The sequence below is a fragment of the Pseudomonas caspiana genome, from assembly GCF_040224095.2.
Classification (GTDB): domain Bacteria; phylum Pseudomonadota; class Gammaproteobacteria; order Pseudomonadales; family Pseudomonadaceae; genus Aquipseudomonas; species Aquipseudomonas caspiana.
On sequence record NZ_CP167995.1, the window covers coordinates 604,958 to 622,832 of the forward strand.

The following is a 17,875-nucleotide window of genomic DNA, read 5'->3' on the forward strand; positions in this document are numbered from 1 at the left end:
GATATGAGTATTTTTAGCGCCTTCTCCCATCTGGACTGGGCACAGGTCATTCAACTGACCTGGCAGCACATCACCCTGGTTGGCATCGCTGTAACACTGGCCATCGTCGTCGGCGTTCCGCTGGGCGTATTGATGACCCGCTTCCCGGCGCTCGCTGGCCCGCTGCAAGCCAGCGCCACCGTGCTGCTGACTGTGCCGTCGATTGCCCTGTTCGGCCTGCTGCTGCCGTTTTACTCCAAGTTTGGTCAGGGCCTTGGCCCGATGCCAGCCATCACTGCCGTGTTCCTGTACTCGCTGCTGCCGATCATGCGTAACACCTACCTGGCGCTGACCGGTGTCGAGCCGGGTATTCGCGAAGCCGCCAAAGGCATTGGCATGACCTTCGGCCAGCGCCTGCGCATGGTTGAACTGCCTATCGCCGTGCCGGTGATCCTCGCTGGCGTGCGTACGGCCGTGGTGATGAACATCGGCGTCATGACCATCGCCGCCACCATCGGTGCTGGCGGTCTGGGTGTACTTATTCTTGCTTCAATCAGCCGCAGCGACATGTCGATGCTGATCGTCGGCGCGGTACTGGTCAGTATTCTGGCCATCATCGCTGACCTTCTTCTGCAATGGCTGCAACGCGCGCTGACTCCAAAAGGATTACTGAAATGATCGAACTTCAAAACCTCTCGAAAACTTTCCAAAGCAACGGTAAAGAAGTGAAGGCTGTCGATTCGGTCAGCCTCACCGTCAACGAAGGCGAGATCTGCGTCTTCCTCGGCCCGTCGGGTTGCGGCAAGTCCACTACGCTGAAAATGATCAACCGCCTGATCATGCCAACCTCCGGCAAAGTGCTGATCAACGGCGAAGACACGACTGATCTGGACGAAGTAACCCTGCGTCGCAACATCGGTTATGTGATTCAGCAGATCGGTCTGTTCCCGAACATGACCATCGAAGAAAACATCGTTGTTGTGCCGAAACTGCTGGGCTGGGACGCGAAACGTTGCCACGACCGTGCTCGTGAACTGATGAGCATGATCAAGCTGGAACCCAAGCAGTATCTGCACCGCTACCCGCGCGAACTGTCCGGCGGTCAGCAACAGCGTATCGGCGTAATCCGCGCCTTGGCCGCTGATGCACCTTTGCTGTTGATGGACGAACCGTTCGGCGCGGTCGACCCGATCAACCGCGAGATGATCCAGAACGAGTTCTTCGAGATGCAGCGTGCGCTGAACAAGACTGTGATCATGGTCAGCCACGACATCGACGAAGCGATCAAGCTGGGCGACAAGATCGCGATCTTCCGTGCAGGCAAACTGCTGCAGATCGATCACCCGGACACCTTGCTGGCGCATCCGGCAGACGAGTTCGTGTCAAGCTTCGTCGGGCAGGACAGCACCCTGAAACGCTTGCTGCTGGTCAAAGCCGAAGACGCCGCGGACAACGCCCCATCGGTCAGCCCGGAAACCCCAGTTGCTGATGCGCTGGAAGTGATGGACGAAAACGACCGTCGCTACATCGTAGTGACAGATGCCGAGAACAAGGCCATGGGTTATGTGCGCCGTCGCGACCTGCATCGCCAGACAGGCACCTGCCTGCCGTTCTTGCGTCAGTTCAACGCGACTGCGGCCTACGACGAGCACTTGCGCATCCTGCTGTCGCGCATGTACGAGTTCAACCGCTCATGGCTTCCGGTGCTGGATGCCGAGAACGTGTTCCTGGGTGAGGTAACTCAGGAATCCATTGCCGAGTACCTGAGCTCGGGCCGTTCACGTGGCGGCAAGACCAGCATCGTTTCGCCAGCTGACATCGTGGCTGACGCTCAGGCCTGACCGCAATAAACCCCGCGCTGCAATGGCGCGGGGCTTGCGGCGAAGCCTATCCCGCGGACGGACCGTTGCGCCGACCCAGTAGGACCGGCTTCAGCCGGGAGTGCTTATTCCTGACGAAGAACATGTAGCGAATGTCGGGACGTCCTCCCGGCTAAAGCCAGTCCTACAGGATGAACGCAATCCCCCTGTGGGAGCGAGGCTTGCCCGCGATTCAGATGCCAGATTTAGCAGGCTCACCGCGTTATCGTTTATCGCGGGCAAGCCCTGCTCCCACATGGATCGCAGCTTCGCAATTAAATTGTTTCCACGCCAACCAGCGATCGTTCAACCAACCCCTGAGCAATCTCCACCAGATGCACCACCGAAAACGCCAGGTCGCGTTTCTGGCCGGTGAGATGGTCGCTGGATTCGTAGGCGGTGGCGGCTGCGCAGCGCAGGAGGTCGCTGACGCGTTGGAGGTCTTGTTCGAGGGTTGGGGTCATGATTCGGTTCCTGAGATATGTGGAGCCGCCGCTTTCCGTTCTCACGCGATAAAGGGTGGCAGCTATGTACAGGGTGAGAAACCGGTCACAGGTATCCGGCCAGACATACGTCTGCCTGCACACAGCCGCCATTACTGACGAACCATGCGCCTGTTAAAGAACGAGTTCTCACACCCGACCACCGAATCCTCAGTGGCGGAGCGCAGGCTAGTTCCGGGAAATGGCAGGCGCAAGCGGGTTTGAGTTTCTAGGAAACTTCACACGGGAGATAGGGACGGGTCATTCGTAATCGTCACATTTTTTGTAGGAAACACGGGTTTTGCAGGGGACTCTTGTGTGGGAGCTGGGCTTGCCCGCGATAAGGCTGAATACGATAGACCTGATATCTGCGGCGACCTTATCGCGGGCAAGCCCTGCTCCCACAGGTTCTGCGGTGATAGAGCTACCGAGAATGAGCCAGCTCATTGCCCATTTACCTCAAAAATGAACATCAAGCTGTCACACGTGTCCGTTACTACAATGGGGCAGTGGTGCCGATCCGGCAGAAACGTCTGCAAATGCGACATTTTTTGTTGATCTCTGACCCCTCAGGTCCTACAGTTCGCGCCGAACGTCCATGCTGGAAACGATCCATCCGGCTCAAGTACTGACGACGAGACAGCAAGGCCATAGGGAATGCGCTTCCTGGTGGCCTTTTTGCTTTCGGCGGACATGCCTTGGGAAGTAGGCGAACCAAAGTGGGGATACGGAGGACGTTCATTTGCACCCATTGATTAATGCAGTTTGCCAGTAGGAGTTTCCGCATGCCGATTCAGGTCGAAGACTATTTCCAGCGCGACACCTTCAACAAAATGAAGGCGTTTGCCGACAAGCAAGAAACCCCGTTCGTGGTCATCGATACCCAGATGATCAGCCAGGCCTACGATGACCTGCGAGCAGGCTTCGAATTCGCCAAGGTTTACTACGCCGTCAAGGCCAACCCGGCTGTCGAGATCATCGACCTGCTCAAGGAAAAAGGTTCGAGCTTCGACATCGCCTCGATCTATGAGCTGGACAAGGTCATGGACCGCGGTGTCACTCCAGACCGCATCAGCTACGGCAACACCATCAAGAAATCCAAGGACATTCGCTACTTCTACGAGAAGGGCGTGCGTCTGTTCTCCACCGACTCCGAAGCTGACTTGCGTAACATCGCCAAGGCCGCGCCGGGTTCGAAAGTCTACGTGCGTATCCTCACCGAAGGCTCGACCACGGCTGACTGGCCTTTGTCGCGTAAATTCGGCTGCCAGACCGACATGGCGATGGATCTGCTGATCCTGGCGCGTGATCTGGGCCTGGTGCCTTACGGCCTATCGTTCCACGTCGGTTCGCAACAGCGTGATATCAGCGTCTGGGACGCGGCGATTGCCAAGGTCAAAGTGATCTTCGAGCGTCTGAAAGAAGAAGACGGCATCGTTCTCAAGCTGATCAACATGGGCGGCGGCTTCCCGGCCAACTACATCACCCGCACCAACAGCCTGGAAACCTACGCTGAAGAAATCATTCGCTACCTGAAAGAAGACTTCGGCGATGATCTGCCGGAAATCATTCTGGAGCCGGGTCGTTCGTTGATCGCCAACGCCGGTATTCTGGTCAGCGAAGTGGTTCTGGTGTCGCGTAAATCCCGCACCGCGGTAGAGCGCTGGGTGTACACGGATGTGGGCAAGTTCTCCGGCCTGATCGAAACCATGGACGAAGCCATCAAGTTCCCGATCTGGACCGAGAAGAAGGGCGAGATGGAAGAAGTGGTTATCGCCGGTCCAACCTGCGACAGCGCCGACATCATGTACGAAAACTACAAGTATGGTCTGCCGCTGAACCTGGCCATCGGTGACCGCCTGTACTGGCTGTCCACCGGTGCCTACACCACCAGCTATAGCGCCGTAGAGTTCAATGGCTTCCCGCCGCTGAAGTCGTTCTATATCTGACGACCTGCTGACAAGGCAGGGTAAAAAGAAAACCCGCGAGTGATCGCGGGTTTTTTTGTGGGCGCGTGATGGTCTGATTTCATTCTGAAGCTGCCTCGCTACCGAGGTGCGTGGCCAGCAGGGTCTGAGGACCATAGAGTTAAGCCTTACAGCAGTTCTCGAATCCGTTTGATCATGCGGTTTGCCTCATCAAGCCGGATACTCATCAGGTTCATCTGCAGCACGAATATCCGCACATTACTGCCCTCACTGATTCTTAAAAGCTGCCGTCTGGAATCCGCCAGGGTGTCGCGTTGGAGGGTGCAATAGGCATGCAGCCTGTTAGCGGCCTCGACCGCAGCAAAATACGCTGTCCTCGACGACTCGAGGCTGGCATAGGCCGCTTCAAGTTGTTTGCGCACCGGCTCGGCGAATGTTGAATCTTGCTTGCGATGCCGAGCTTCATGCTCCGCAATCCTGACCCGCATGAAATCAACCACGCGCGGGATGATATCGACGGTGCTTTGCTGAATCAGCTTCATATCCTGGAGGGCGATATACAGTCGGTTCTCGAACGCGATAAGCGTTTCCGACAGGGTGTGCGTAACTTCATAGGTTTTGCTGGAAGGGCTGATGCCGAGCGTCCCGTTGATAGTGAAGGGGGCCGCGTGCAGCCGCAGGGTATTGAGGTTTTCAAGGGCACTGTGGCTATCATCAGGCCGTTCATAAAGGTTGAGTTGAGTAACGAGTGCGATGGCATCGTCAATAAGCCGTGTGACATCCACATGAAACTGTCGGACCTCCGTCGCCATTTTCGGCCACAGCGGGATATCCCTTTGGGCGCGTGCAGCAACAGGGCTCATGGCCGGGTGGGTGCCGCTGCTCAGTAATGGCAGGCCGAGAAGTTTTAAAAAGTTATCGAGATGATCAGGGAGGCGTTCAAGGTAAATCCGAAAGTTATTCAGCCCTACGGCTTGAGACTCATCGGCCATAAAGGCAGTTATTTTGGTATTCACGTTTTGACGTTCCAAAGTGCGCCACGAACTGCAAGCCTTATCAAAAGACTTGCAGTTCTTGTCCGGTTTTTTTATTGAACGGCTGTGAGATAAGTCACGACTTCTTTAGCGTCTTTACTCCACTGCTCGACCGCTTCACTGCCATTGGGCGTCAGCGCATATTTGGTGGTGAACGCTTTCAGCGATGCGATAATTTTAGAGTACTCCCGAATGTAAATCTGACGGGTATCGTCAAAGCGGTGGATATTCTCGATAAAGCCAGTTCGCTGCGCGACGGTTCTGGCTTCCTCTTTCTTGCGATTGATTTTCTGTGTTTCCTCATCAATACGGGTATGTCTGTTTTTGCGCAGGCTTAACAAGCCGAAGTAGTTCAGCGCCGCGTCAAGGTCGGCGAGCGACTTCTGCAACAGATCAAGCGCGGCTTTCACCACAGCGGCTTGTGGACCCGCAAGCTGAAGTGCGGCGAGCGTCTCGGCGTTCAAGATGGCCTCTGCACCAATGTCGGCAAAGCCCTTGGTTTCGATTGCCTGAATAGCACTGTTGAGCGTAGTGAGTTCGCCTTCCAGCATGCTTTTGCGTTCTTCGAGCGCGGCGATGTCTTCAGGTAGTTTGGCGGCCTGAATCGTGAGCCCGTTGAGGGACGTCAGCGTTGATTCGCGATTGAACGTCTCGTTTATCAACCCCAGATGATCAACTAGCTTTCTGGTCTCGGCTGCCGTGGCGGCTGTTGCTGCAATCGGGATATTGGAAAGACGCTCGAGAATGTATTCGCGATCATGTTCATCCTCGGTGTCGGCGAGTTCTTTCTGATAGCGGACGGTGTCTTCCGTCTTGAGCTGCAGGTCGTAGGATATCTGTTGGGCAGACGCCGTCAGGCCTGAATGCGCTTGACTCAGTGCGCTGTTCAGATGGTTGAACTTCGCATAGAGCGTCGGCAAGTATTCCGTTGCGTTGTGATACACAGTGGCAGCTCTCATTGCTGAGTGACACGTTTCTTTTGCCTCACGCATCGCTTGCAGGTCGGGCTCGTCAATCATCATGATAGCGCTCGCTAATCTCAAACTCCGTGACTGGATAAGTGTCTGGGGACCATAGGTTTCACGAAACTCTTTATCGGCCTGATCGAAGACTTCGTACAGCCGGTAAGCATCGCGACTGATGGTTTCCCAAGGTCTGACCACTGAGCGAAAGTGATCCATAAACTGGTACAGGCTCAGCGCATCATTGATTTCCTCCACGCCCTTTCTGGACCGATCAATGAAGAGGGTGATCTTGTTCCAGACGGTCACCAGGTTTTTGGTGGCGATGTCTGCATCAACGACAATGATATCCAGGTCCTGAAGGTCCGACCGGACCCGGTGCAGAGCGCCAAGAACTTTGTCTTTAGTGCGCATTTCTGCGATCTTCCCTTGCTGCTCCTTTTGTAAGTCATTGCGCTTTTTGCGAATTTTTTCCGCTTCAACCCCGGTATAGATAGATACCGCCAGCCCGACGATATTCAACTTGGATGCCGCATCTAGGGCTGCTCTCACGGATGTTTTGTAGGCGTTGTTCAGCTCCTCGATTTTTTTGGCGCGCTCTTCGATGTCTTCACTCAACAACTTGATGAGGTCTGCGAGGGCGCTGTTATTGATAGTCGCGATCTTGATTTTTATCTCGGGAAGCACTTTTTCAGCAAGGTCACCGCTGAAAGTGTCCAGGCGCTTTTTGATGTCTGTCGCTTCAGTGTGCTGACGATTGACCGCTTCAAATATGTTATCGAGGAAGTAGCTGAATTGACTGACGGTGCGTTTGTCTTGCGCATCCAGGTTGAACTCGCTGAGTCGATCGCCGAGTTCATCTTTTAGTTTTTTGACATCTTCCAGTGTCTTGAGATCGTACCCGTCGAGTTTCTTCAGCGCGTTCACATCGGCGTAGATATTCTCCATGGTGTTGCCATTGTTTTTAATGTCGTCGGCAAAGATCTGAAGTTTGCTGGTCACGGCAATCAAGTCTGTCCGAAGCGGATTCCATGTACGCGCATGGCTGTTTATCAACGTAAAGGTTTTCTGAAAGTCCCTTGGCTCCAGGCCTTTGCCAGCACCTTCACCTTCGTTGTAACCCAAATAACCAATCACAGCGCCCGTTTCGGTCGGCAGTGCAAGGCCTGCCACTTCGTAGTGCTTAATGTTCTTGATTTGTTCTTTGGTCAGAATCAAGCCTGGTTCGCGAGTTGAATCTTCCATTCGACCGATGGAGGCATCCATAAGAATTTGTGGCGCTCTGCTGGCCTCGTCGGCGAGGACGTCATCGGTCACCGGGGTATCATCGTGATCAGTCATTTCATTAATCCTTTAATGAATGGGTTGGTGGAGGCTTTGTCAGTATCTATCGGTGCAGATTCCTGCTGCACACTTACTAGGCTAGGTGCGCTGTTTGTGTGGGTCAAAACGCGAAGTAAGTCCAGGTGTGTAGCGATTAACACATTGATGTTTCACGGTAGGGCGAAGGTTTTGCATCCTATTACTCAGAACACCGGTAAACATTGAGAGTGAGCCGTTTTTTCATGAAGGCCATAACTCGTTGGCGATGCGTCCTACATACACTGTATGGACGGTTACTTTGGTAAAGAATGCGTTCCTACATACTGCGTCACCTCAGAGCTGGTGGACGAAATAAATGCTGTGCGCTGTCAAGAATCAGATACAGATGAGAATTCATGCCTTTCAGGCGCATAATGCGCCGCATTGCGGGTCCATGAGGTCGTAAGGGTGTTGAAGAAGATTCTGTTTCAAATCCATTGGTTCTTCGGCATCACGGCCGGGCTGGTGCTGGCGTTGATGGGCATCACCGGGGCGATCTATTCGTTCGAGGACGAAATACTTGAGTGGATCAACCCGGATGCCTTGATTATCGAGGCGCGTGGCACGCCGCTGCCTCCGATAGAGCTGGTACGCAAGCTTGAAGCCGAAACGGGCCTGACCGTGGCGATCTTGCGGGTGCAGACTGTCGGGGATAAAGCTGCACAGGTTTATTTCACCCCGCCCCCCGGCGAGCGGCGTGGGCCGATGCGCAATTTCAATCCGTACACCGGCGAAGTCACGGGCGACGCTGCGGGGGCAGGTTTTTTTGATTTCGTCTTGCGGCTGCATCGCTTTCTGGCCATGGGTGAATACGGTAAACAGGTGACGGCAGCCTGTACGCTGATTCTGATTTTCTTTTGCCTGTCCGGGCTCTATCTGCGCTGGCCGCGCAAGGCGCTGAACTGGCGCATCTGGCTGACTATGGACTGGGCCAAAAAGGGCCGCAGTTTCAACTGGGATCTGCATTCGGTGTTCGGTACCTGGTGTCTGCTGTTCTATCTGCTGTTCGCCATTACCGGATTGAACTGGTCTTACGACTGGTTCAGCAACGGCATGCATGCCTTGCTCGGCGACGCGCCAATCGGCGAACAACGGCGTGGCGGCGGAATGCGCCCAGCGGGCACAAACGAACCCGCACCGAAAGCGGACTATGTTGCGATCTGGAACAGCATTCAGTCGACGGCCGGTCCGGGATTGGCCTCGTACAATATCCGTCTGCCCAACGCGGCCGGTCAGCCCGCAACGATCTTCTATCTGCTCAAGGATTCGCCACATCCTCGGGCGCTGAACCAGATCACCCTCGATCCCGCTACGGGCAACGTCAGTGCTGTCTCGCGTTACGCTGAAAAGAGCTTCGGCGCACAGCTGCTGGTCAGTAATTACAGTCTGCATGTGGGCAGTTACTTCGGCATGCCCGGACGCATCATCATGACCGTTGCGTCACTGATGATGCCGCTGTTCTTCATCACGGGCTGGTTGTTGTATCTGGATCGTCGGCGCAAGAAACGCGATGTGCGCAATGCGCGTGCGGGCGTCGCAAGCCATGCCGAAGGGCCCGCCTGGCTGATCGGTTTTGCGAGCCAGAGCGGTTTTGCCGAGCAGTTGGCCTGGCAGACCGCGGGGCAACTGCAGGCTGCCGGGATGCCGGTTAACGTCCAACGGCTGGCCGATGTAACCGAACAGGACCTGAACCAAAGCCGCAATGCGTTGTTCGTGGTGAGCACCTTCGGCGATGGTGAAGCGCCGGACAGCGCCCGGGGGTTCGAGCGCAAGCTGCTCGGCACAGAGTTGTCGCTTGAGAACCTCAATTACGCCGTGTTGGGGCTTGGCGATCGGCAGTATCAGCACTTCTGCGCGTTTGCCCATCGCTTGCAGGACTGGCTGAAAGAGCGGGGTGGCCAGTCGCTGTTCGCCGCTGTTGAAGTGGACAGTGCCGATCCGGTTGCCTTGCAACACTGGCAGCAACAGCTGGGGCAATTGACCGGCAGCACGCCAGCCGCGCTCTGGCAGGCACCGGCTTATGACAACTGGACTTTGTCACAGCGCGAACTGCTCAACCCTGGCAGCAGCGGTTCGAAGGTATTTCTGCTCGGCCTTACACCGCCACCTTCACTGACGTGGGAGGCCGGCGATCTGGTGGAAGTCATGCCACGTAACAGTTCGCAGGCCGTGGAGGACTTCCTCGCGGGCCTGGGCATCGCCGTGAACTCTTTGGTCAGCGTGAGCGGGCTGGAAGAGCCTATTGAGGTCGCACTGGCCAGTCGGCAACTGCCTCGTCATCGGGCACATCTGGTAGGGCTGCATGCTCAGGCATTGATTGATGCGCTGGTGCCGTTGACCCCGCGTGAATACTCCATTGCGTCTATTGCCGAGGATGGCGTCCTTGAGCTGATCGTGCGACAGGAGCTGCATCCCGATGGCAGCCTGGGGCTGGGTTCCGGCTGGCTGACGGAGCATGTGGCGGTTAATGATTCGGTCAGTTTGAGGGTTAGACGTAACAGCAGCTTTCATCTGCCCAATGAACCGCGTCCGCTGATCCTGTTAGGCAACGGCACCGGACTGGCCGGGTTGCGCAGTTTGCTGAAGGCTCGTATTGCACAGGGGCAGATGCGTAACTGGTTGCTGTTTGGTGAGCGTAATCAGGCCCATGATTTCCACTGCGGCAGTGAGCTGCAAGCATGGTTGGCAGCGGAGCAGCTCGAGCGGCTGGATCTGGCGTTTTCTCGTGATCAGGCTGAGAAGATCTACGTGCAGGATCGCTTGCTTCAGGCCGCTGACGAGTTAAAGCGTTGGCTTGCGGACGGCGCAGCGATTTACATCTGCGGCAGCCTGGAAGGCATGGCGGCAGGAGTAGATGCGGCGTTGATCGAAATCCTCGGCGCACAGGCAGTCGGGGAGTTGATCGAGCAGGGACGTTATCGAAGGGATGTTTATTAGAGATTTATGGCCGAAGTGAGGACCTGTAGGAGCCGAGCTTGCTCGCGATGAACGGTGACTCGGTCTGTCTTAATACCGTGTCATCGTTCATCGCGAGCAAGCTCGGCTCCCACAGGTCCTTCATCACCCTTTAAATTTAAGCAGCCACAAACTGCTCAGCGTAATGGCAGGCAACCTGGCGGTTGTCGACCAGACGCAGGGCTGGTTCTTCGCTGGCGCAACGCTCGGTCGCGTATGGGCAGCGCTTGTGGAAAGCGCAGCCGCTTGGCGGGTCGAGCGGGTTAGGCAGTTCACCGACGATTTTGATCTTCGGTTTCAGCGGGTCCGGATGAATCGTTGGTGTCGCCGACAGCAGTGCCTGGGTGTACGGGTGCAGCGGGCGGTTGTAGATCTCTTCCTTGGGACCCATTTCCGCCGGGCGGCCCAGATACATCACCAATACCGTGTCAGCAACGTGACGCACCACTGACAGGTTGTGGGAGATGAACACGTAGGCCGTGTTGAATTCCTGCTGCAGGTCCATGAACAGGTTCAGGACCTGTGCCTGAATCGACACGTCGAGTGCGGAAGTCGGTTCGTCCGCCACCAGTACTTTCGGTTGCAGCATCATGGCGCGGGCCAAAGCGATACGCTGACGCTGGCCACCGGAGAACATGTGCGGATAACGCTGATAGTGCTCGGGACGCAAACCGACCTGAGCCATCATTGCCTGCACTTTCTCGCGACGTTCCTGCGCTGAAAGATTGGTGTTGATCAGCAGCGGCTCGCCGAGCTGATCACCAATTTTCTGCCGAGGGTTAAGCGACGCATACGGGCTCTGGAAAACCATCTGCACGTCTTTGCGCAACTGCTTGCGTTGTTCCGCGCTAGCGCCTTTGACTTCCTGACCGGCGATTTTCAGCGAGCCGGAAGAAGGCTCTTCAATCAGGGTTAGTGCTCGGGCCAGGGTCGACTTGCCGCAACCTGATTCACCGACCACAGCCAGGGTCTTGCCTGCTTCAAGTTCAAAAGATACACCGTTGAGGGCGCGCACCAACGCGTGGCCCTTGAACAGGCCACGGGAGACTTCGTAGTGACGGGTAAGGTCGCGGGCGGTAAGAACGACGCTCATTACGCCACCTCCTGATTCAAGGGATAGAAGCAACGCGCCAGGCTGTGGGCTTTAGGATCAAGGCCGGGGCGCTGGGTGCGGCAGTTGTCCTGCACGTAAGGGCAGCGCGGCGAAAGCAGGCAGCCTTGCGGGCGGTCATAACGGCCTGGAACCATGCCCGGCAATGTCGCCAGGCGTTCGGCACCCATGCTGTGTTCCGGAATCGCCGCCAGCAGTGCTTCGCTGTACGGGTGTGCAGGCACGTCGAACAAGCCTGGCACCTGACCCACTTCAACCGCCTGGCCTGCGTACATCACGCAGACGCGCTGAGCAGTTTCGGCAACAACGGCCAAGTCGTGAGTAATCAGCACCAGCGCCATGTCCTGCTCTTTTTGCAGGCTCAGCAGCAGGTCCATGATCTGTGCCTGAATCGTCACGTCCAGCGCGGTGGTCGGTTCGTCGGCGATCAGCAGCTTGGGTTCGCCTGCAATGGCCATGGCAATCGCCACGCGCTGGCTCATACCGCCCGACAGTTGATGCGGGTACGCATTGAGTCGCGAAGCAGCACCCGGGATTTCAACTTTTTGTAGCAGCTCAAGGGCGCGTTGGCGTGCGGCCTTGCCAGACAGATTCAAATGCTGACGCAGCACTTCTTCGATCTGGAAGCCCACTGTGTAACTCGGGTTCAGGGCTGTCATCGGGTCCTGGAAGACCATCGCCAGATCTTTACCGATGATTTTGCGGCGTTGGCGCGAGTTGAGCTTGAGCAGCTCCTTGCCGTCAAAGTTCAGCGAGTCAGCAGTGATGACGCCTGGGTGATCGATCAGGCCCATCAACGCCATCATGGTCACGGATTTACCCGAACCCGATTCGCCGACGATAGCCATGACTTCGCCTTTCTCGACGCTCAGCGACAGGCCATCGACAACAGGCACTGCGCTGGCGTCGCCGAAACGGACGTTGAGATTCTTGATTTCTAAAAGTGACATGCGAATCTCCTCAGGCGGCATTTTTGAGTTTCGGGTCCAGCGCATCGCGCAGACCGTCGCCCATCAGGTTGATTGCCAGCACGCTGAGCAAAATGGTCAAGCCAGGCAGGCTCACCACCCACCAGGCGCGTTCGATGTAGTCCCGTGCCGAAGCGAGCATGGTGCCCCACTCAGGTGTCGGCGGTTGTACGCCCAGACCGAGGAAGCCCAACGCCGCGGCGTCGAGAATTGCCGAGGAGAAACTCAAGGTCGCCTGTACGATCAGCGGCGCCATACAGTTTGGCAGCACGGTGATGAACATCAGGCGTGGCAGGGTAGCGCCAGCCAGACGCGCAGCCGTCACGTAGTCGCGGTTCAGCTCGCCCATTACCGCGGCGCGGGTCAGACGAACATACGAAGGCAGCGAAACGATGGCGATGGCGATCACGGTGTTGATCAGGCCAGGGCCGAGGATGGCGACAATGGCCACAGCCAGCAGCAGCGAAGGCAGGGCGAGCATGATGTCCATCAGACGCATGATCGTCGGGCCAATGATGCGCGGGAAGAACCCGGCCAGCAGACCCATGAAAATCCCTGGGATCAGCGACATCACTACAGATGACAAACCGATCAGCAGCGACAGCTGTGAGCCTTTGATCAGGCGCGACAGCAAGTCACGGCCCAGTTCGTCGGTGCCCAGCAGGAATTGCCATTGACCACCTTCAAGCCAGACTGGCGGGGTCAACAGGAAGTCCCGGTACTGCTCGCTTGGGTCATGCGGTGCGACCCAAGGGGCGAACAGCGCGCAGAACACAATCAGGATCATGAACAACAGGCCGGCAACTGCACCTTTGTTTTTTGCGAAGGCTTGCCAGAATTCTTTGTACGGCGAGGGGTAAAGCAGGCTTTGATCGACTGCTACCGAAGGAGTAGGTGTGCTCATAGGTATTGATCTCAGCGCTGGTGACGGATGCGTGGGTTGGCAAAGCCGTAGAGGATGTCCACCACGAAGTTGACCAGGATCACCAGGCAGGCGATCAGCAGAATGCCGTTTTGCACCACAGGGTAGTCACGAGCACCGATCGCTTCGATCAGCCACTTGCCGATGCCCGGCCAGGAGAAAATCGTTTCGGTCAGTACCGCACCGGCGAGCAGTGCGCCGACTTGCAGGCCGAACACGGTCAATACCGGGATCAGCGCGTTACGCAGGCCATGTACAAATACCACGCGTGCGGGCGACAGACCTTTGGCACGAGCGGTACGCACGTAGTCTTCTCGCAGCACTTCCAGCATCGATGAACGGGTCATCCGGGCGATCACCGCCAGCGGGATGGTGCCGAGCACGATGGCAGGCAGAATCAGGTGATGCAGCGCATCAAGGAACGCACCTTCTTCACCGCTGAGTAAAGTGTCGATCAGCATGAAGCCGGTGACAGGCGGGATGTCATACAGCAGGTCGATACGCCCGGACACTGGCGTCCAGCCCAGCGTTACCGAGAAGAACATGATCAGGATCAGGCCCCACCAGAAGATCGGCATCGAATAGCCTGCCAGGGAAATGCCCATCACCCCGTGATCGAATAACGATCCCCGTTTGAGTGCCGCGATGACGCCTGCCAGCAGGCCGATAATGCCCGCGAAGATCAGTGCCGCAATCGACAGTTCCAGAGTGGCGGGGAACAGCGCGGTGAACTCCGTCCACACGCTGGTGCGCGTGCGCAAGGATTCCCCGAGGTCGCCTTGAGCGAGCTTGCCGACGTAGTCGAGATATTGCGCGTACAGGGGTTTATTCAGGCCCAGACGTTCCATGGCCTGAGCGTGCATTTCCGGATCGACCCGGCGTTCACCCATCATGACTTCGACCGGGTCGCCCGGAATCAGGCGGATCAGGGCAAAGGTCAGCAAGGTGATGCCGAAAAACGTGGGTATCAACAACCCCACTCGGCGGGCGATAAAACTAAACATCCTGGTGGTACCTCATCAGCCGGTTAGGCGAGTTCCGGCGAGTCTCTGGGTAGAGCCCACCGGATTATTTTTCTACTTCACCCTGGTAGTGGCGAAGTTGTTATTGGTCAGCGGGCTAATTTGATAGCCTTCGACGTTACTGCGCATTGCGGTAAACAGTTTTGGATAAGCCAGGCTCAGCCAAGGTACATCTTTGGCAAAAATCTGCTGGGCTTGCTCATAAAGTGCGGCCCGTTCAGCCGGGTCGGTTTTTTCCCGGGCCTTGGAGATCGCTTCTTCAAACGCCTTGTTACACCAGCGGGCGTAATTTTCACCATTCTTGGCCGCTTCGCAACTCAGGTTAGGTGTCAGGAAGTTATCAGGGTCGCCATTGTCGCCAGCCCAGCCTGCAAACACCATGTCGTGCTCGCCGGCTTTTGCCCGTTTGAGCATCTCGCCCCACTCCATGACGCGCAGATTCAGCTTCAAGCCGATTTTGGCCAGGTCCGCCTGCAGCATTTGCGCACCCAGAGCCGGGTTCGGGTTAGTCACTGCACCGCCATTACGCAGGAACAGGCTGAACTCCTGACCCTCCGGTACGCCTGCCTCTTTAAGCAGTGCCCGGGCTTTTTCCTGATCGTGTGTCGGGTTCTTGATGTCGTGGGCGTAGCCGAGCAGGGTTGGCGGATACGGGTTTACCCCTTCTGTTGCCTTACCTTCGCCAAACAGCGCCTTGATGTAAGCCTTTTTGTCGAACGCCAGATTGATCGCCTCGCGCACACGCACATCGCTCAAGTATTTATGCGAAGTGTTGATGGCGATGTAGCTGGTCATCATGGCTTCCATCTCTTCGATCTTGAGCTTGGGGTCTGCCTTGATGGTTGCGATGTCGTCCGGTTTTGGATAAAGCGCGACCTGACATTCGTTGGCCTTGAGCTTTTGCAGGCGCACATTGCTGTCCAGCGTGATCGCAAAAATCAATGTTTCGCTGGGCACTGCACCCTTCCAGTAATCCGGGTTGGCTTTATAGCGAACTTGGGCATCTTTGGCATAGCGAGTCAGGATGAACGGGCCTGTACCGATAGGCTTGCTGTTCAATTCGGCAGTTTTACCTGCCTTGAGCAGTTGATCTGCGTATTCAGCGGAATAGATCGAGGTGAACGGCATCGCCAGGTCACGCAGGAATGGCGACTCAGGACGCGTCAGAGTGAATTTGACGGTGTGGTCGTCGACTTTTTCGATGCTTTTAAGCAGGTCATTGAAGCCCATGCTTTCGAAATACGGGTAACCGGTCAGAGACTTGTCGTGCCATGGGTGCTTCGGGTCCAGCTGACGCTGAAAGCTCCAAAGGACGTCATCGGCGTTCATCTCGCGGCTTGGTTTGAAGTAATCGGTGGTCTGGAACTTGACCCCTTTACGCAGGTGGAACGTGTACGTCAGGCCGTCGTCGCTGACATCCCAGCTTTCTGCAAGGTTGGGTTCAGTTTCGGTGGTGCCTGGTTTGAAGCCTACCAACTTGTCCAGAAAGGTTTCGGCGGTGGCATCAGCCGTGACAGCGGTGGTGTATTGAACGATATCGAAGCCTTCAGGGCTGGCTTCGGTGCAAACCACCAAGGGTTTGGCGGAGACGCTCAGCGCCGCGCTGAACAGAGCCAGGGCGATCGAGTTGCGTAGCGATAACAGTTTCAATGTGAACCCTCCGTTGATTTTTTAACGCCTGTGCGACCGATCCGGCGCGGTGTTGGCCCCCGCGTCGGATCGGTCATGGTGCGAGTTACAGGATGTTGAATGGAATCGTGGTGACCAGACGGAACTCGTTGATGTTGCCATCAGCCTGATTTTCGCTGGCACGGTGCGTGGTGTAAGTCGCGCGGATCGCGGTGGCCTTGAGTGGGCCGGACTGTACAGCGTACGAAGTGCCAATGCCGTATTCGTAGTGGGTTTCGCCGTCCATACCCAGCACGTCGCTATATGCAGTGCCTTTGTATTTGGTGCCGTCGATGTCCCAGCCGCGAGCCTGGTAAATGTTGAATTTCAGACCTGGTACGCCGTATTCAGCCATGTTCAACACATAGCTCAGTTGCAGGGATTTCTCGTTCGGACCGTTGAAGTCCGACAGCAGGGAGTTGGCCAGGAAGATGGCGTTGGTTTCGTTGACGTAGTCAAAGTACTCGTCGCCGTTTACATCCTGGTAAGCAACGCTAAAGCTGTGCGCTTTGTGAGTCGCGGTGAACGACAGACTGTAAGTGTCGTTGTCGATCGGGCCCAGCTTGCGGCTGCCGGAATCTTTGGTTTTGTAGTAGTTCAGGTTAGAGCTCAGGCCCAGTACGTCGGTGTCGCCCAGTTCGTGGGTGAACGCGAAGTAGTACTGGTGCCAGAAGTCTTCAACGTTGGACGCATACAGGCTGGTGGTCAGGCTCTCGAACGGTTTGTAGTCCACGCCTGCCATGTCAACGCGATCGGCCGTCGCACCGTTACTGGCGTATGAAGAGCTGAACTTGGTCATGCTCTGTTCCATACGAGGCGATACGCGGTCGTAGCTACCCGCCTGGAAGGACAGGTTGTTGAACTCGTCGCTTTTCAGCGTCACACCGTTGAAGCTGGATGGCAGTGCACGGTTACCGATGAAAGCAATCACGGGCGTGTTCACTGATTGGCGGCCTGCGGTCAGCGTGGTGTTGGAAACACGCGCGGTGATGTTGGCAAGGCCTGCTTTGCTCCATTGACCCACTGCGTCACCGTCGCTGTCAGCCAGAGTACGGTTGGAGCTTCTGATGAAGTGGTCCTGATCACGATCCAGCGCAATCGCGTTGTACAGAGCCAGCTCAGTGGAGAATCCAACTACGCCCTGGGTGAAGCCCGAGGTGTAGTTGACGATGGTGCCTTGTTGCCAGTTGATACGACGCGGAGTGGTTTTTGTAACGCCGTTATCCTGATAGCTGTAAGGCGGGGTATCTCGACGACGCAGTTCGTTGGCATACCAGTTGCGAGTCGTACCGGTCAGGTGTGAGTCCTCAATGAAACCACCCGCTTCACCCTGTGCACTTTTCGAGCTCAGTTGAGTCGGCACGAATGCCTGGCTGACGGGTTCTGCCTGGACCATTGCGCTTAAAGAGGCAATGGACAAAGCGACTGCTGCGGTACTGACTTTTCTCACGATTGAAGCTCCCTTTACTACTTTGTAGTTGCCAGTTTTTTTGGTCTGGCTCTGGTTGTATGGGGCTTTTTTTGCCCCGTTTTTTTAGATACATCTGCTAACAAATCGAATTTCTGGAACGGTGATACTCGCCGCCCCTGGTCAAGGGCAGCGAATATCTGTTGGATCGTTGG

General features: G+C 56.2%; 13 protein-coding genes. 4 read left to right on the top strand and 9 right to left on the bottom strand.

The annotated features are described in order from the left end of the window. Positions 1-3: 3 nt before the first annotated feature. Positions 4-657, top strand: a complete 654-nt coding sequence (locus ABRP31_RS02775; protein ID WP_087266619.1) for an ABC transporter permease — start codon at positions 4-6, stop codon at positions 655-657. Continuing rightward, positions 654-1,820: an ABC transporter ATP-binding protein gene (locus ABRP31_RS02780; RefSeq protein WP_349971421.1), complete on the top strand. Its 1,167-nt coding sequence runs from the start codon at positions 654-656 to the stop codon at positions 1,818-1,820. Before ABRP31_RS02775 ends, ABRP31_RS02780 begins: the two co-directional genes overlap by 4 nt. Positions 1,821-2,113: 293 nt before the next feature. On the opposite strand, the gene ABRP31_RS02785 is transcribed toward ABRP31_RS02780, so the two are convergent. Continuing rightward, complete coding sequence (locus tag ABRP31_RS02785; RefSeq protein ID WP_349971420.1) at positions 2,114-2,302, bottom strand: DUF6124 family protein; 189 nt, start codon at positions 2,300-2,302, stop codon at positions 2,114-2,116. 803 nt (positions 2,303-3,105) lie between these two features. Here ABRP31_RS02785 and ABRP31_RS02790 point away from each other — a divergent pair. After that, positions 3,106-4,269: a type III PLP-dependent enzyme gene (locus tag ABRP31_RS02790; RefSeq protein ID WP_087266615.1), complete on the top strand. Its 1,164-nt coding sequence runs from the start codon at positions 3,106-3,108 to the stop codon at positions 4,267-4,269. A gap of 146 nt (positions 4,270-4,415) precedes the next feature. Here the strand turns inward: ABRP31_RS02790 and ABRP31_RS02795 are convergent, their stop codons facing one another. Both ABRP31_RS02795 and ABRP31_RS02800 read right to left on the bottom strand, forming a co-directional pair. Further along, the gene (locus tag ABRP31_RS02795; RefSeq protein WP_349971419.1) at positions 4,416-5,264 is read right to left on the bottom strand and encodes a hypothetical protein; all 849 of its coding nucleotides are present in this window, start codon (positions 5,262-5,264) and stop codon (positions 4,416-4,418) included. Positions 5,265-5,335: 71 nt separating this feature from the next. Next, entirely contained in the window at positions 5,336-7,585 is a 2,250-nt protein-coding gene (locus ABRP31_RS02800; RefSeq protein ID WP_349971418.1) for an alpha-xenorhabdolysin family binary toxin subunit A, read from the bottom strand. A gap of 432 nt (positions 7,586-8,017) precedes the next feature. Here ABRP31_RS02800 and ABRP31_RS02805 point away from each other — a divergent pair, with 432 nt between their 5' ends. After that, positions 8,018-10,543, top strand: coding sequence for a sulfite reductase flavoprotein subunit alpha (locus tag ABRP31_RS02805; protein ID WP_349971442.1), 2,526 nt, complete (start codon positions 8,018-8,020; stop codon positions 10,541-10,543). Positions 10,544-10,679: 136 nt separating this feature from the next. Here ABRP31_RS02805 and ABRP31_RS02810 read toward each other — a convergent pair whose 3' ends face one another. From ABRP31_RS02810 to ABRP31_RS02835, 6 genes are all read right to left on the bottom strand, one after another. Continuing rightward, positions 10,680-11,654, bottom strand: coding sequence for a peptide ABC transporter ATP-binding protein (locus ABRP31_RS02810; protein ID WP_087266611.1), 975 nt, complete (start codon positions 11,652-11,654; stop codon positions 10,680-10,682). Next, entirely contained in the window at positions 11,654-12,622 is a 969-nt protein-coding gene (locus tag ABRP31_RS02815; protein WP_087266609.1) for an ABC transporter ATP-binding protein, read from the bottom strand. Before ABRP31_RS02815 ends, ABRP31_RS02810 begins: the two co-directional genes overlap by 1 nt. A 10-nt stretch (positions 12,623-12,632) precedes the next feature. Further along, a complete protein-coding gene (locus ABRP31_RS02820) occupies positions 12,633-13,544 on the bottom strand; it encodes an ABC transporter permease subunit (protein WP_087266607.1) in 912 nt (303 codons plus the stop codon). Between the two features lie 11 nt (positions 13,545-13,555). After that, positions 13,556-14,566: an ABC transporter permease subunit gene (locus ABRP31_RS02825; protein ID WP_087266605.1), complete on the bottom strand. Its 1,011-nt coding sequence runs from the start codon at positions 14,564-14,566 to the stop codon at positions 13,556-13,558. A gap of 72 nt (positions 14,567-14,638) precedes the next feature. Further along, positions 14,639-16,234 carry an ABC transporter substrate-binding protein gene (locus ABRP31_RS02830; protein ID WP_349971417.1) on the bottom strand — a complete coding sequence of 532 codons (1,596 nt, stop codon included), beginning with the start codon at positions 16,232-16,234 and terminating at the stop codon, positions 14,639-14,641. Positions 16,235-16,319: 85 nt separating this feature from the next. Further along, positions 16,320-17,702, bottom strand: coding sequence for an OprD family porin (locus ABRP31_RS02835; protein ID WP_349971416.1), 1,383 nt, complete (start codon positions 17,700-17,702; stop codon positions 16,320-16,322). Positions 17,703-17,875: the final 173 nt, after the last annotated feature.

What these genes read in the sequence shown, in the direction of transcription:
- ABRP31_RS02780 (WP_349971421.1), top strand. Translation starts at nt 654, where the DNA reads ATGATCGAACTTCAAAACCTCTCGAAAACTTTCCAAAGCAACGGTAAA.
- ABRP31_RS02820 (WP_087266607.1), bottom strand. Translation starts at nt 13,544, where the DNA reads ATGAGCACACCTACTCCTTCGGTAGCAGTCGATCAAAGCCTGCTTTAC.
- ABRP31_RS02790 (WP_087266615.1), top strand. Translation starts at nt 3,106, where the DNA reads ATGCCGATTCAGGTCGAAGACTATTTCCAGCGCGACACCTTCAACAAA.
- ABRP31_RS02825 (WP_087266605.1), bottom strand. Translation starts at nt 14,566, where the DNA reads ATGTTTAGTTTTATCGCCCGCCGAGTGGGGTTGTTGATACCCACGTTT.
- ABRP31_RS02815 (WP_087266609.1), bottom strand. Translation starts at nt 12,622, where the DNA reads ATGTCACTTTTAGAAATCAAGAATCTCAACGTCCGTTTCGGCGACGCC.
- ABRP31_RS02775 (WP_087266619.1), top strand. Translation starts at nt 4, where the DNA reads ATGAGTATTTTTAGCGCCTTCTCCCATCTGGACTGGGCACAGGTCATT.
- ABRP31_RS02800 (WP_349971418.1), bottom strand. Translation starts at nt 7,585, where the DNA reads ATGACTGATCACGATGATACCCCGGTGACCGATGACGTCCTCGCCGAC.
- ABRP31_RS02785 (WP_349971420.1), bottom strand. Translation starts at nt 2,302, where the DNA reads ATGACCCCAACCCTCGAACAAGACCTCCAACGCGTCAGCGACCTCCTG.
- ABRP31_RS02810 (WP_087266611.1), bottom strand. Translation starts at nt 11,654, where the DNA reads ATGAGCGTCGTTCTTACCGCCCGCGACCTTACCCGTCACTACGAAGTC.